We start from the raw sequence: 15,108 nt of genomic DNA on the forward strand, positions 1-15,108 counted from the left end.
TTGCAATATGTGGGGCTACCATCAGTGGTAGCTCTGCAATCAGGTTTAAGCAAATGTCTTCCAGAATTCTATCTCCTAAAACTCAATCTACCGAAGCAATGCAGCACGTACCTAATGTTTCGGTCATCGTTTTTAATGGATTCAGCCCGTTTCATATTTCTGTCCCAAGTATCGTGTTCGGGCGTGATACTCTGAATGAAGCCTTCTTCAACCTACAGTTTATTGCGGGAGAGGAAGGTTCAATTATGTCTGATATAGGGATGGAGATTCACGCACGAGCCAAGCTCGATACACTGGAGAAGGCTGACATAATCATTGTTCCTTATTGGCGGACGGTTGATGAACGACCAAATGATCAGCTAATTGAGGCGTTACGTCTTGCTCATGAGAGAGGAACATTAATAGTCGGTTTATGTCTTGGTGGCTATGTTCTGGCTTTCGCTGGGTTATTAGATGGAAAGCGTGCCGCAACTCACTGGGAACTAGAGCAAGATTTCACTCAACGTTTTCCGGAAACGTTACTCGATACCAATGCGTTATATGTAGAAGATGGTGGAGTGATTACATCCGCTGGCACCGCAGCAGGTATTGATTGTTGTTTGTTCGTTTTCCGTAAATATTACAGCAGTGCAATCGCGAACCGTATTGCCCGAAGAATGGTGGTTCCACCATATCGAGACGGAGGGCAAGCACAATTTATTGAACAACCCATACCGATAACAACATCCGATTTACGCATCAATGAGTTGATGGAGCGAATTAGAAACGATATTGGTCACAAGTATACTCTCGATGAACTCGCGGAGTCAGTGATGATGACTCGCCGTACCTTTACCCGTAAATTTCATAAGGCAACAGGGATGGCCTTTGGAGAATGGCTGGCTTCTGAGCGACTCAACCTAGCTCAGGAGCTGCTTGAGTCTACTGATCTAACCATTGAGCAAATAGTGACTAAAACCGGATTCAGTTCGGTGTTTATCTTCCGTGATAAATTCAAAGGACGTTATGCGGTCACTCCAAACCGTTGGAGAAAAACGTTTCATGAGCAGAAATAAGTATTGGCCTTAGTCGATATCATACGATTCGTACTGGATTGGTACTAATCTTGGGGAAAGATCACTAGCAATGTGTATTTTGCAATACCAAAAATAATTCATCTAAAGCTAATTTAGACCCCTCCCCCATACGGAAATGTCCAAAAGTGATTTTTTTCTCACCTGATGATCCAATACGGCTAAATCGAAGAGATGGATAACTCAGTGTAAACATGCTTTTGGCCTTCGAAATCAGGGCCTAAAATGTTCCCTACATTTTTTGGCATTTCCTCCATCCTTGTAGGTCAGATGAATTCGCAGAGCATCCGTAGATGGACTTGAACAACATCCCTGTATAACGGCCAGTTCGGCATCCATGTCTCTCGTTCATGAGCACGAAGCTTCGCTTCATTCACCGTGCCAAAAGAATGTTTGCACATAAGGCCTGCCGCAGGCAATTAACCACAGTAACGGTTAACGCTAAAGCATGGCTAATTGAATTCAAACCACATTAAGCCACGTCGAGCCAATAGGCACATTTCAATACATCACGCAGAAACCATTAACACCAGAAAACAAAAAGGGCCTAGATTCTCATCTAAGCCCTTTTGATCTTAACGCTGACTAGATACTAAAAGCATCCCACCAGCGCCTCCACTAATCGCTAGAATTAGTGAACAATCTCCATTTCCGCCAGCAGGTTGTCGGCGTGATCCAGATACTTCATCACCCATAGCATGTAGCGGCTGTCTACCTGGATAGAACGGTTGGTGTCGGTATCGTAACCCCAGTCGCCGATGATTGACTCATAGACGCCGTCAAACAGCAGACCGACAAGCTCGGCGCGGCCGTTTAGGGTTGGTGAACCTGAGTTACCACCTGTGGTATCCAGGGTCGACAGGAAGTTTACCGGCACAGAGTCGATAGACTTCACATAGTAGTCGCCATATTGCTTCTGCTTGATCAGCTCAAGCTGCTTCTTAGGCGCGTCGAACGGATCTTCACCCGTGTCTTTAGCCACTATGCCTTCCAGGCGAGTAAAAGGTACGGCAACCAGACCATCTTGTGGCGAGTAGCCCTTCACATGACCCACGGTCACACGCAGGCTTGAGTTGGCGTCGGCGTAAACTGGCTTACCCAGCTCCTTGTTGTAGGCGATGATGGCGTCCATATACTGAGGACGTACCTTCATCAGCTTGCCATACAGCTCCTTCTCTTTCTTCTCCTGGGCCATATCAGTGTCATACATGGCGACGGCAAACTGAATGAAAGGATCTTTAGAGGCCTTGAAGTCGGCGACTGACTTATCCATCCAGGCAAGGCGAGTCGCCTTGTCGCCCAGCTCGGTCTTGGCATACATCTTGTCTAGTACCTTGCTCAACTTGGCGGCGTCGAACTTCTTACCGATGCCGAATGCCTTGTCCAGCTCAGGGATACGCTCTTCGCTAGGCAGCTTGGCGTAACGGCTGAGCAGATCCAGTACCACGGCCTTATCCACACTCGGTGCATAACGACGGTCAATACGCTCAAGGCCCGACTTGAAGCGGGTCATGTCGCGATCCTGATAACCTGGCTCACGCGCCATGTCGTCCAGCTGCTTCTCGTTAGCCAGACGGTAGAGGCTACGGGCAGTCGGCAGCATGGTGGTGTAACCGATATAACCTAAGATGATGTCGCGGGCCTGATGCTCCTGACTCTCTTTGATCAGCTTGTCCAGCTCGGCCATGGTTTGACCATACTGGGCCTGACGTTTGCTGTCTTTGTTGATCCAAGCAGTCAGCGCCGCCTCACGCGCCTTGCGATCGTCGAGCATGGTCGACTTGCCATAGAACTCGATCATCGAGGTGAAGTTTTTGGCGTAGTTGGCCAGACCGGCGATCAGGCTCTCATACTTGATGCGCTCGTCGCTGCCCTCAGGCGCGGTTTCCTTGATGATCTCGATGAAGCGTTCACGCAGCATCTTGCCTTCTGGATAGGCCCACTCGAACTGGTTTTCCACCTCATTGGCGGTGCGGTAACGATTGGTGCGACCCGGATAGCCGGCAACCATGACGAAGTCGCCATCGCTCACGCCCTTGGCAGACACCTTAAGGAAGCTCTTAGGCTCGTAGGGCACGTTGTCTTTGCTGAAATCAGCAGGCTTGCCATCTTTCGACACATAGCCGCGATAGAAAGAGAAGTCGCCGGTATGACGTGGCCACATCCAGTTGTCGATGTCGCCGCCGTACTTACCTACGCTGGCCGCCGGGTTATACACCAGACGCACGTCGCGGATCTCAAGCTGCTTAACCAGATAGTACTCCAGGCCGCCGTGGAAGCTGTAAACCTGACAGCGATAGCCGTCATCGGCCTCACACTGGGCAACCAGTTGCTTCTCTTTGGCTTCGATGCCCTGATAGAAGTCGTTACCCACCTTGTTTTCCAGGCCGGCTTTCACCTCATCGGTCACATTGGTCACGGCTTCGGTGACATAGATGCGTGAACCTGGGGTAGCGGGTAGCTCTTCGCCGTAGTTCTTCGCCAGGAAGCCATCTTTTAGCAGGTTCTTCTCTGGGGTGGAGTTGTATTGAATCGAGCCGTAGGCACAGTGATGGTTAGTCACTACCAGGCCCTTTGGCGACACGAAAGACGCGGTACAGCCACCTAGGCTGATCACGGCGTTCATCGGGAATTCGGTGAGTTTAGAGATAGATTTGGCATCGATTTCCAGCCCTTTGGCCTTCAGCTCATCTGCCATGGCAGGCAGTTGATAGGGCTGCCACATCCCCTCATCGGCTTGAGCGCCGAAGGCAGCGGCGAGAGCCACTGACACGAGTAACTTTTTCATTTGCTAAGTCCGTTTTATCGTTATAAAAATTTTTATAATACCCAATGGTCTTTTAAGTCCTCAGCGCATGAAGCCTTAAAAGCCCTACAAAAAAGTCGGGCAATGGCCCGACTTTATCATAAATTCTTGAGTAACAAACAGCTTAGCAAATTAGCGAAAAGGTAAGCAGGTATTTCCAGCAATCCCCTGCCCCTTCGCTTAGGCGCAAATTGTCAGTCTCTTTTTACAGTGCAACCCAGAGCTGGGCGGCGATAATCACCAGACCCACCAGCGCTGACGCGGCTAATGCAAACTGACCACCACTCACCTGGTAACCGCCCAGATTTTGCTTACGCTGTCCCAGCGCCATGGCGATAGGCAGGAAGATGATCATCACCACCAGCGGCAGGGCAGCAAAACCTAATACCTTAATGAAACCATCAGGATAGTAGAGGGCACACAGCAGCGGCGGCACGAAGGTTATCAACCAGGTCTGCAGGCGACCCAGCAGGTTGTCTCTGGCGCGAGTCAGCTCGGCAATATAGTCGAACAGGCTCATGGTCACCCCGAGGAAAGAGGTGATCAGCGCCAGGTTTGCAAACAAATCGATACATTGACGTAAAATGTCTGAGTGAGCGATGCCTTGCAGCGCCGACACCAGCTTAGGCAGAGAACCCTCGAAACCGTACACGGTCGCGCCGCCCACAGTGCCCAGGGTCACCATCAACCAGAGGATGTAGCACACCAAGGGGATGGTCGAGCCAATCATGAGTACCTTACGCAGCGACATGGCATCGCCATCCAGGTAGCGCACAATCGTTGCGATACAGACGTGGAAACCGAAAGAGGTAAACACCACAGGAATAGCCGCCAGCCAGAGGTTACCCAGCTCGCCCTTAGACACCAATTCGGTGGCCGATTCACGCAGGATATAGCTTGGGCTGACTTCGGGTAGCAGGAAGAGCACCACGATGACAAACAGGGCTACCATGGCGCTAAAGAGCACACGTGAGACCTTGTCGATCCAGGAGACGCCGATGGCGATGAAGCCACCGAACACCAAGGTAAACAGCAGTACCGCCGCCTCGTGGTTCACCTTGATCCCCAACGGTTCGAAGCGAGACTCCAGCAGGGAGGAACCGCCCATCAGATAGACCATGGTCAGGGCAAACAGCAGGCTCAAGAAGGAGCCGCCCTGGATCAGCTGACCGACCTTGCCTAAGGTCTTGCCCGTGATGGCGTGGACGTTCAGCCCCACACCGGCACGTAAGTTAATCTCTAACATCAACAGAGAGGTATAGATAGATACCCCCCAGATCGCCACTAATAGTAGTAAGGCTGGAATCGTCCCCAATGAAGCAGTTGCCAGAGGCAAGGCCAACATGCCTCCCCCAATTGCGGTCCCCGCAACGATGGCAATAGAGCCAAGCATTTTTAAGTTCACAAAATTGTCCTGTCTTTATTTATTATCTCTTTTTGGAAGGTCAGATTTAGAACGACTGCGAAGGCGGGAATTAGTCATGAAACACACTAAGCGATAGCCTCCTAACCGAACTATGGATCTCTGCCCTAGTACGTGTCGGGTTGGCCTCAACAGCTTAGCTCTTACTATCTTACGATCTAGCTAAGCCCCTGAGGCTGCCTAAATCGGTAACAATATCGATAGGTATGTTTCATCACTACCTTTACTCTATAAATTTGACTGTTTGGCACATTAACAGAGCCACAGGCGGCGCACAAGGTATGCCGCCTGATCGGATGCAAGTTTGTACAAAGGCGTAAAAACCGCGAAACAAGCTGTCTACAGAGTGATCACTACAGGCGAGCAGGCACCTCCTTGCACCTCAAAAGGATTTGGGTATAATGGCCGCCACTGCTTCAGGGGAGTAGCTAACAAGGCAAAGCCATTTGCCTTGAGTGAGTGTCAACATACTTGGCCACATGCCATGGTACTCACGGTAGGGGGAACACCTCTTACTCTGCAAGACCTGAGCACGGTTACCGTTCATTCATTAGGGGGCGGCGGATCGTGCTTGGAATTTTTGCCCCCTTAGGAACTATGATGGAAGCATTACTCGCCTCAACCTTCACCGTCGCCATCGCCGAGATAGGTGACAAGACCCAGCTGCTGGCACTGATCCTCGCCGCAAGATTCAAAAATAAGACCGCGATCATCCTGGGGATACTGCTATCTACCCTGGCAAACCATTTTGCCGCCGCCTGGGTTGGCCAGTGGGCTATCAACTGGATAAGCCCAGAGATGGCCACCTATATCGTCGCCTTTTCCTTCTTTGCCATCGCCCTCTGGGTACTGGTGCCCGACAAGGTCGACGCCGAAGAGAGCCGCTTCTATCAGATGGGCCCCTTTATCGCTACTTTCATTCTCTTCTTCCTCGCCGAGATGGGCGACAAGACTCAGGTTGCCACAGTCGTGCTGGCCGCCAAGTATGACGCCCTGCCGCTAGTGGTACTGGGCACCACACTGGGGATGATGATCGCCAACGTGCCTGTGGTGATCGCCGGTCATTTCAGCGCCGAGAAGCTGCCGATGAAATGGATCCACCGAGGCTGCGCCGCCCTGTTCGCCCTGCTGGGCGTGGCTACCCTGATCTATTAAGTTAAGACTACTCGGCGCTTGGCTTAAGCTAAGCGCATAAACAAAGAGCGGATAGCAAAAAGCCAGTGACTCAGATCACTGGCTTTCTATTTTTCGGCTGTTATAAATCGAGTTGCATAGCAGCCTAGTTGGCTATGTACCTAGTGACCTAAAGACCCAGGCCCTGCTTGATGCGTTGGCCATAGTCTTCATCAGCCTTGAAGAAGTGGGCCAACATGCGCTCCTGAACATCCATGCTCGCCAGACTGAGAGAGCCTGAGATGGTCGCCGCCAATCTGGCCTTCTCATCTTCTGAGAAGATGCGATACAGGTTACCCGCCTGGGTGTAGTCATCCTGGTCGTAACGGCTGTAACGGTCGGCTTCACCATCGAGTCTCAGCGGTGGCTCAGCAAACTGTGTCGGCTCCACCAGGGCAGACTGAGTGCTGTTCGGCCCATAGTTGGCGCTGGCATCGCCGCCCGTCTGACTGCCGCTGAAGGGGCACTGAGTTCCCGCCATGGCACCGCCACGCTGATGGTGGTTAGCCTGAGTCGCATGAGGGCAGTTTACCGGCAACTGGTTATAGTTGGCGCCGATACGGTAGCGCTGGGCATCGGCATAGGCAAACAGACGCGCCTGCAACATCTTGTCTGGTGAGGCGCCTACGCCTGGCACCAGGTTACTCGGGGCTAAGGCCACCTGCTCCACCTCGGCGAAGTAGTTCTGCGGCAGACGGTTAAGCTCCAGCACACCTATCTCGATCAGCGGGTAATCGCCATGTGGCCACACCTTGGTCAGATCGAACGGGTTGATGTGATAGCTGTTGGCATCGGCCTCAGGCATGATCTGCACATTCACCGTCCAGCGCGGGAAGTTAGCATCCTGGATAGCCGCCACCATATCACGCTGTGACGAGTCAGGATCGATCCCCTTAAGCTTGTCCGCCTGCTCGTTGGTCAGGTTAACCACACCTTGCTGTGACTTGAAGTGGAACTTGACCCAGAAACGTTCGCCCTTGGCATTCCAGAAGGAGAAGGTGTGCGAGCCGTAGCCGTGCATCTGGCGATAGTTAGCCGGAATACCACGGTCTGACATCAAGATAGTCACCTGATGCATCGCCTCTGGATTAAGCGACCAGAAGTCCCACATCGCCTGTGGATCTTTCAGGTTAGTCATAGGGTTACGCTTCTGAGTGTGGATGAAGTCCGGGAACTTGATGCCATCACGCAGGAAGAAGGTCGGGGTGTTGTTACCGACGATATCGTGGTTACCGCGCTTGGTATAGAAACGCAGGCCAAAACCACGGGGATCGCGCTCGGCGTCGGCCGACCCCATCTCGCCACCCACGGTAGAGAAGCGCACGAAGGTCTCAGTCTGCTTGCCTTCGCCGTTGAAGTGGTCGGCGATGGTGTAGTCGCTCAAATCTTTGGTCAGGGTGAAGGTGCCATACACTCCCGTGCCCTTGGCGTGAACGATACGCTCGGGGATACGCTCACGGTTAAAGTGCGCCAGCTTCTCGATCAGGTGCCAGTCCTGTAGCAGTAGCGGGCCGCGCTCGCCGGCAGAGAGAGAGTTTTGATCGTCCGCAATAGGTGCGCCGTTTTGGCTGGTTAAGTAGTTGGTTGTCATAATTCGCTCCATCCTGTTTAGCTTGTTGGGCCCTCGGCTCGGGTCTTAGCCTGGGTAAAAATATAGGTATTAGTTTAGGTATAAATTTAGCTTTTCGTTTACGCAGCCTGGTCAGCTCAACCAGTCTTCGATAACATCAAATATTGTGACCATAGCTCTTCTCCAAATTAGCTCTGCTCCAAATTAGCTCTGTGCCTCTAAACGCTCATTTCAAGCACTCACTCCAAGCGCTCAGGTTAAGCGCTAGGCCATTGAGTTAAGTGACTCGCTTAGCGATTAACTTGTCGATGTAGCAAGAGTAGTCGAGCCTCAGAGAAAGATAAAACGATTAAAACTGATAACTTTAAACTGATTTTTAGATTAGGATTTGGTTTCTAATCAGATTCCTAGTCAGAGGCCTAATCTGTCTTCGCTTTAAGAGCCGAGCTAACTAATGAGTCAACCTAAGAGGGATTGGTAGAAACGAGGAAGAAACGAGATAGACACGAGATAGAAACGATGCAGATACCAAGGAAAGGCGAAGGAGAAATAGAATCGCAAAGCAGGAAAACAGAAAAGAAGAGCGGAGAGCCGACAGCAGCAAGTGGAAAGAGTAGAGAGAATTAGATAGAAAATCAGATGACAGGGGCTTCGCCACGATCTTAGCCGCGGGGAGTAAGCGTCAACACTCGCACTTATCGCCCCGCTTAGCCTGAGTTGGCTCAGATCAGCTGTCTTTGTCCAACTTGACCTTGGCCACCTGATACAGCTTCACCAGATAGAAGGCATCGATCAACACGATGAAGAAGTTCACCAAGGCCACAGGCAGGGCGCCGATGGCCAGGCCATAGGCGACAAACAGGGCGGCGCCGATCAGGTTCCACCAACGCAGCTTCTTAATATTTGACATCATGAGGGAGATGGCGACCACCACAGAGGCCAGATAGCCGACCCATTCCCAAATTGTTGCCGTTTCCATAGGCACTCCTTAACCCTTAAGCATATCTTCCCTAATTATGGCACCGGGCAGCACAAGTGGCAGCCAATCTGGCTAAATTATCTTACTAATTCAGGTGCATGTCAGATGCACGCGAGCTTTCCGCCAGAGCCCTGCCGCTCCTGGCGTCCAGCCATCAGACCATCGCCTGACGCTTAACCACTGCCGCCGTCATACGTGAGATACAGCAGAGCTCACCGGCGCTGTTATGGATCAACACCTCCCACACCGAGCTGCGTTTGCCCAAGTGAACCGGCTTGGCGGTTGCCGTCAGAGTGCCGTTGCGCGACGCCTTAAGATGGTTGGCGTTGATCTCCTGACCGACACAATAGTAGTTCTCAAAATCCACCACGAAATTGGCCGCATAGCTGGCCACAGTCTCGGCCAGAGCCACATTGGCGCCGCCATGAACTATTCCCAAGGGATTGTGCACCGCTGGCGAGGCCGGCATGGTCGCCTTCATGTAATCCTCGCCAATCTCGCTGATGGTGATCCCCAGGGTCTGCATCAAGGTGCCTTTGCCATGCATGCCTGCGTCCATCTTGGCGCAATCTTCCAGGGTAACGGGTCTAAACCAAATGCTCATGTCTTATTCCACAACGATCAAAAGTGAGCATTTAGTCTACTTCTTCGCTAATCAATAAGAAATAGGGCATTAGGATATTGAAGCATAAGGGGCTGAAATCGCCTTGCAAGGCATGCTGCGTTGAACAGACGAGGGTGTTAAGGCGTCACCAGGAACACACTCTGGGGTTGGCCTTCATCCGCACTGAATTGTTAGTCTCGTTTGCCGCCAAATTGGCCGCATCAAGTGGGTTTGTGTGACGAATGAAGGCCTAGGGTGACTGGTAACGTTTACGCCGAATCAAAGGCTCTTAATCAAAGGCGCTGTATCACGTTGCCGGCACAGTGCTTAGGCACTTGGGCCTGGCCGATAACGCGCGACAGTTTATCCTGAAAATACAAATTAACAAGCCCGATGAGTGAGGGGAAAAACAGAAAAATATCACAGCGTTATCTGAGCCGCAGAAATGGTGAAGCGGCGCTACACAAAGCAAAACAGCCGCTAACAAGGCGCTAAACTTGCGGCTAAACAGATGAAACAGAACCGAGTGACATCAGCAACAGGCTAAAAGACTAAATGACACTATGGCGAAACAGACTAGACGGTTAAATGCAGGCATAAAAAAAGCCAGCTGGGGAGAACAGCTGGCTTGCGAGAGACTTGGCAGACTAGTTGCGGCGACGCAATCCGGCCAGTCCAAGTAACATCAGTCCTAGATAACCCAGTGAACCGCCGTCATCCTTTTCTTCCGGCTCTGGCTTAGGTTCTGGCTTAGGCGCTGGGTAGCTTAGCGCCACGATCACAGGGTCGTGATCCGATGCAGAGAAGGCATTCTCAGACTTGGCAAGCTCACCTGTGTATTTGCTGCCGTATTCGAACAGGTTAGATTCGACCGCGTTGATGTGCCAGTCTTGAATATCCAGTACGCGCTCGGCCAGGCTAGTGTTAGCCAATGCGTGGTCCAGGTTACCCAACTCGCCGTTGTAGCTGTAAGAGTATGTATCTGGGCCATGTACCTTGGTATTTAGGTTGATCAGGCCATAGCCCTTCTCAATCTTGCTACCTTCACGTTCATAGACCTTGCCATCTAGCGTTGTCCAAGAGGCGGTCATGATGTCACGATCGCTGTTTGCGGCATCGAAGTCGGTCAATACGCGGATAGGATCCTCTTTGCCGTAGGCGTTCATGTCACCGATCACCAGCAGATCACCCTTCACGTCTTGCAGCGCATCACCAATGACCTTAGCGGCCGATACACGGAACTCGTTACACTTGCCCTGAAGATCCGCTGGATCGCTGTTGTCTTCATAGTTAGCCCAATCTTCGACACAACCTGAGCCCTTAGACTTGAGGTGGTTCACAACGACAGTTAACTGCTCGTCATGGATCTTGAAGGATTGACCTAGGCTGTGACGTTGATACTTATCGAACGCTGGGCTGAGTTCCGCCTTGTCGCCTTCGCCGCGAGTCACTACGCCTGCGGTAGCGTGTTGCTCAGGTGTGGCGATCAGGAAGGCATCACCACTCGGTGTCACCTTAGCGGCGCGGTACAGCATGCCCACAGTGATAGCATCGCTACCGACAAACTTGCCTTGGTACTTATCGGCATCGTTGATCTCGACGAAGCTATAGGCGTCGGCATCGCTGAGTTCGGCATTTAGTGCATCGAGTAGGTTTTGAATCGCACTCTTCTCGCCAAAGCCGTTGTTACCTATCTCCATCAGGCCTACGATGTCGGCGTTCATGGCGGTGATGGCATTCACTATCTTAGTGCGTTGCAGCAGCATCTCTTCTTCGGTGTTAGCACCACGGTTATCGGCAGGCGTATCGTCACCACCAACCGCATTGTTGAAGAAGTTCAGTACGTTGAAGCTGGCTACACGGATATCACCCTTAGTGGCAATGGCTGGTGCATCGCTACGATCATCGCCGCGAATGAAATCACCCGCCACGATCTCGTTGGTCGCCACCAAGCGGTATTCGTTGTAGCTGTAGCTCACCACACCTTGAAGGTTAGTCAGTTGATCACCAACACGGATATAACCGTTCTCGGCATTGAAGGTTGGGAAGTAAGGGACTTCGCCATCTTTCGCCTTATAGTCTGACTCGATAAATAGCTGGTTAGCGCGGTTTTGTGCTTCCAACGCAATCGCTTCATCGCTCATCGCTGGATAGAGCTGGGTCGCCTTCATCAGCGGCGCCTTGTGGGACAACATCATGTTGTTACGACGGGCGGCGTAGTCATAGCTGAAGGTACGGCTGACTTTCATGTCGCTACCGGCATCGAGTACCACATGCATGCCTTCGAAACGCTCTAGCGCATCACCCAGGCTCTCGCCGTCGGCCACATAGAAAGGTTGAGCAGCAGGCGCGCCTACGTTCTCACCCACTTCCATCTTCTTGTCGGCCTTGATATCGACTTGAGTCAGGCCATAGTATTCTTTCACCAGACCTTGAACACAGACTTCAACGCCAGGCTGGATCTCTTCGCCGGCCGCTTCGCCTAAGAAGACAAAGATACCGTCAGAAGTGTAAGGCGAGTTGTCACCCTCAACTTCTTGCAGGTAGAAGCCCTTGAACAGGCTGTCGCCACGAGCGGTTACCACACCGCGAATCGTCACTTCCTCTTTAGAGGCATACTCGCCGTCGGCGATCAGTGGGCTAGACTTGCCTGCACCCTGAACGCTGTAAATTGGTGTGATTTTAGCGCCGGTACAGGTGAAGGCAGGAGCTTCAGGTTCGGTTGGTGCGCTGGCGCCATCTAGGTTACCCAGGCCGGTAAAGGTATCGACAGGCAATACTTTCCACTGGCTTTCGACGAAGACGTTTGATGCAACAAGGGCATCTGTGTTGCGCTGCATGGTGACGTTCATGCCCCAGCCACTAGGCGTAGGCACGGCACCTATGATGTCTACCACGGCACCATCTTTGACCAGTGCTACGGCATCACCGCCGTTGAAATAGAGATTACCCGTGCTGCTGTCGACATCGCTACCTAGGGCGATTTCGGCACTTGGGTGTAAGATCACTTTGAGCTTTTTGGCATCTATGGTGAGACCGTCTAGGGCGACCATATCTAAGGCATTGGTATCGCCATCTTTGTAGCGCACCAGCTTGTAGCCGGTAAGATCTAAGGCGGCGTCGCCTGAGTTATACAGCTCGATCGCCTTATTGTTGCTGTTGCCTTCAACATACTCGCTGATCAGCAGGTCGGCTTTCGCAGAAACGGGCAAAGCCGCGGCTATTGACAGTGCAAGCACTGACAACTTTTTAACATTATCCATTGTTCAACCCCATTTTTATAATAATGCCGCTAATTTTTATTAACGTGCGGCGAGATTGTTACAGAAGTGCCCAAGCCAATTTGTGACGAAGATCACATTCCAAAATAGCGAACATTATGTTTATAAAATACGGTTAATATCTGTACAGCAAATGACATACATATTAGTAAATTGTGATTAAGCGATTGGTTTCGCGGCACAAAACATGAGGCCGTCAGGATTCATTCGTGATGGGATTAGATAATTTCAAGCAAAACAATAGATAAGTTTGAGCATTCAAACACCCAGCACCAAGCCTGATTAGTGCAAATGCTCAACGATTTTACAAACCGTGGTTTTATTTTAAGGTCAATTTAACCTTTCTACTGATAAGAAGGTGAAATGTCGAAAGTGTGACAAGCCGCAACTTGGACTGACGGGGAATCCGATGCAATTCAAACCAGATTCAGCCGCCTGACAAAGTTTGTAAGCTAAATCCAGGATTTAAAGCCAAGGCGTCAGGCAAATGCCAGCAGCTAATGCTACTAGCCGGTGCAACGAGCTAATGCCAAAGCTGATGCCAAAGCGAACCTCAAAGCCCAGCTACAAAGCCCAGCTCAGCAGACACTGAGCTTGCTTAGGTATGAAAGATTATTGGATTAACAAAACTCGAAGTGGCAGGCGTTTGCCTGGGACCAGCGCAGCAGCTCGACCCGATTACGAGACTGAGTCTTACGGAAGATTGAGGAGATATGGGCCTTCACCGTGTGCTCGCTGATGCAGAGGCGATCGGCGATCTCCTTGTTGCGGGCACCGCTGGAGACCAGTTGTATGATGGTGCGCTCACGAGTGGTGAGCTTTTGCAGCATGGCGACCATATCCTGAGTCAGCTCTACGCCACTGTCCTGGCGGCTCACCAGCTGACGAAACACCTTAGAGATCAAAGGTCTGTCATACCACAGCTCATCGTTGACCATCTTACGCAATCCGGTCAGCGAGAGATCCATACGCTGATCGGAAAACAGCAGACCGCGCACCCCGAGCAGCAGGGCAGATTCCGGCTCTAGGCTACCGCGTTCGACCTGATAGAGGGCGATGGGCACATGGGGTAATAGACGCGCGACAATCAAGGGCACGCCCTTGCTGTCCAGCGCCGCGCCCTTCTGGGCAATGAGGTAGAAACTGTTGCGATCCCGCTCCGGATCCAGGTCGCTGACCTGACGGGCGATACGTGTCTTTAGACCGATCGATTCGGCCAGAACGGCCAGATGGCACGGTGTTGAATCTTGGTGTAGAAAAACCAGTTCATCAATTTTACTCATACGCTTCTCTCCCTGAAAAGCATCTCAATGCAGTTAACCATATGTGAGTAAGCTATCCCTGTTATTGATCTTTATGAACTTCATTCCTCCTAGTCATAGATACCACTTAATTTATCCATTTATGACTAGTAAAAAAGTATGTCAGCTATATTAACTAACTCTAGTGAGAATAGTTATCACTATTAGTTATATAAAGCTAACTCATCACATCATTAGCATATAATAATGCTTCTGATGTGATAGGCAAGCTACAGATTATTATTGCTTTTTCAGTTTAAGCAGCAGTCTGTCATGCCAGCGAGAAAGCAGCATCACGCTCACCACAGCGCCGATTAGTGCCATCCCCATGTCAGACTGGGTGTCCCACACATAGCCCTGGGTCCCCAGGAATGCCTCGGCATCTTCACCCGTCGCCAACGCGACCCACCACTCGATCAACTCATAAAATGCCGACAGCGCCAGGGCGAAACAGCAGACCAGGAAATTGCACCAGGCCCCCTTCTTCACCACTTCGAGGCGCAGAAACACCTCACGCGCCAGCAACGCGGGAATAAAGCCCTGAGCGAAATGGCCCACCTTGTCATAGTTATTGCGCTCGCTGCCCATCCAGTCGGCTATGGTGTCGAACAGTGGCACCTCTGCATAGGTGTAGTGCCCACCCACCATGAGAATGATGGCGTGGATCAGAATCAGGCCGTAGGCCAGAGAGGTGAGTGGAAACTTCTTGCGGGTCACAAAGAGGATAGGCAGGGCGATCAGCGCGGGGACAACCTCTAAAAACCAGGTAAAGCTATCTTTTGGTTCTATCCCTGACCAGATCAGCACGGCGAAGAAAATTGTGAGCCACACGGTGCTTTTATTCAAAATAAGAACTCCTTAGATGATATTGTTTTAATATCAGAATAATAACTTTAGC

General features: G+C 51.3%; 10 protein-coding genes. 2 read left to right on the forward strand and 8 right to left on the reverse strand.

Annotation, left to right across the window (positions count from 1 at the left end):
• The first annotated feature begins 53 nt into the window (after positions 1 to 53).
• Complete coding sequence (locus tag K0I31_RS16525) at positions 54 to 1,055, forward strand: GlxA family transcriptional regulator (protein WP_011866982.1); 1,002 nt, start codon at positions 54 to 56, stop codon at positions 1,053 to 1,055.
• A 649-nt stretch (positions 1,056 to 1,704) separates the two neighbouring features.
• Here the strand turns inward: K0I31_RS16525 and K0I31_RS16530 are convergent.
• Positions 1,705 to 3,861, reverse strand: coding sequence for a S46 family peptidase (locus K0I31_RS16530; RefSeq protein WP_220079088.1), 2,157 nt, complete (start codon positions 3,859 to 3,861; stop codon positions 1,705 to 1,707).
• Positions 3,862 to 4,084: 223 nt separating this feature from the next.
• The gene (locus tag K0I31_RS16535; RefSeq protein ID WP_220043330.1) at positions 4,085 to 5,284 is read right to left on the reverse strand and encodes an aromatic amino acid transport family protein; all 1,200 of its coding nucleotides are present in this window, start codon (positions 5,282 to 5,284) and stop codon (positions 4,085 to 4,087) included.
• Positions 5,285 to 5,902: 618 nt separating this feature from the next.
• On the opposite strand from K0I31_RS16535, the gene K0I31_RS16540 reads away from it, so the two are divergent.
• The gene (locus tag K0I31_RS16540) at positions 5,903 to 6,457 is read left to right on the forward strand and encodes a TMEM165/GDT1 family protein (protein WP_220080882.1); all 555 of its coding nucleotides are present in this window, start codon (positions 5,903 to 5,905) and stop codon (positions 6,455 to 6,457) included.
• A gap of 148 nt (positions 6,458 to 6,605) precedes the next feature.
• On the opposite strand, the gene katB is transcribed toward K0I31_RS16540, so the two are convergent.
• From katB to K0I31_RS16570, 6 genes are all read right to left on the reverse strand, one after another.
• A complete protein-coding gene (katB, locus tag K0I31_RS16545; RefSeq protein ID WP_220079089.1) occupies positions 6,606 to 8,066 on the reverse strand; it encodes a catalase KatB in 1,461 nt (486 codons plus the stop codon).
• Positions 8,067 to 8,772: 706 nt separating this feature from the next.
• A complete protein-coding gene (locus K0I31_RS16550) occupies positions 8,773 to 9,024 on the reverse strand; it encodes a YgjV family protein (protein ID WP_011866987.1) in 252 nt (83 codons plus the stop codon).
• A gap of 154 nt (positions 9,025 to 9,178) precedes the next feature.
• The gene (locus K0I31_RS16555) at positions 9,179 to 9,628 is read right to left on the reverse strand and encodes a PaaI family thioesterase (RefSeq protein ID WP_144204402.1); all 450 of its coding nucleotides are present in this window, start codon (positions 9,626 to 9,628) and stop codon (positions 9,179 to 9,181) included.
• A 647-nt stretch (positions 9,629 to 10,275) separates the two neighbouring features.
• The gene (exeM, locus tag K0I31_RS16560) at positions 10,276 to 12,891 is read right to left on the reverse strand and encodes an extracellular exonuclease ExeM (protein WP_220079090.1); all 2,616 of its coding nucleotides are present in this window, start codon (positions 12,889 to 12,891) and stop codon (positions 10,276 to 10,278) included.
• A 638-nt stretch (positions 12,892 to 13,529) separates the two neighbouring features.
• A complete protein-coding gene (locus K0I31_RS16565; protein WP_011866990.1) occupies positions 13,530 to 14,192 on the reverse strand; it encodes a helix-turn-helix transcriptional regulator in 663 nt (220 codons plus the stop codon).
• A gap of 258 nt (positions 14,193 to 14,450) precedes the next feature.
• Positions 14,451 to 15,056, reverse strand: coding sequence for a DUF2238 domain-containing protein (locus K0I31_RS16570; RefSeq protein ID WP_220079091.1), 606 nt, complete (start codon positions 15,054 to 15,056; stop codon positions 14,451 to 14,453).
• Positions 15,057 to 15,108: the final 52 nt, after the last annotated feature.

The sequence above is a fragment of the Shewanella spartinae genome, from assembly GCF_019457555.1.
GTDB classification, from domain to species: domain Bacteria; phylum Pseudomonadota; class Gammaproteobacteria; order Enterobacterales; family Shewanellaceae; genus Shewanella; species Shewanella loihica.

What these genes read in the sequence shown, in the direction of transcription:
- K0I31_RS16550 (WP_011866987.1), bottom strand. Translation starts at nt 9,024, where the DNA reads ATGGAAACGGCAACAATTTGGGAATGGGTCGGCTATCTGGCCTCTGTG.
- K0I31_RS16525 (WP_011866982.1), top strand. Translation starts at nt 54, where the DNA reads ATGTCTTCCAGAATTCTATCTCCTAAAACTCAATCTACCGAAGCAATG.
- K0I31_RS16540 (WP_220080882.1), top strand. Translation starts at nt 5,903, where the DNA reads ATGGAAGCATTACTCGCCTCAACCTTCACCGTCGCCATCGCCGAGATA.
- katB (WP_220079089.1), bottom strand. Translation starts at nt 8,066, where the DNA reads ATGACAACCAACTACTTAACCAGCCAAAACGGCGCACCTATTGCGGAC.
- exeM (WP_220079090.1), bottom strand. Translation starts at nt 12,891, where the DNA reads ATGGATAATGTTAAAAAGTTGTCAGTGCTTGCACTGTCAATAGCCGCG.
- K0I31_RS16530 (WP_220079088.1), bottom strand. Translation starts at nt 3,861, where the DNA reads ATGAAAAAGTTACTCGTGTCAGTGGCTCTCGCCGCTGCCTTCGGCGCT.
- K0I31_RS16555 (WP_144204402.1), bottom strand. Translation starts at nt 9,628, where the DNA reads ATGAGCATTTGGTTTAGACCCGTTACCCTGGAAGATTGCGCCAAGATG.
- K0I31_RS16565 (WP_011866990.1), bottom strand. Translation starts at nt 14,192, where the DNA reads ATGAGTAAAATTGATGAACTGGTTTTTCTACACCAAGATTCAACACCG.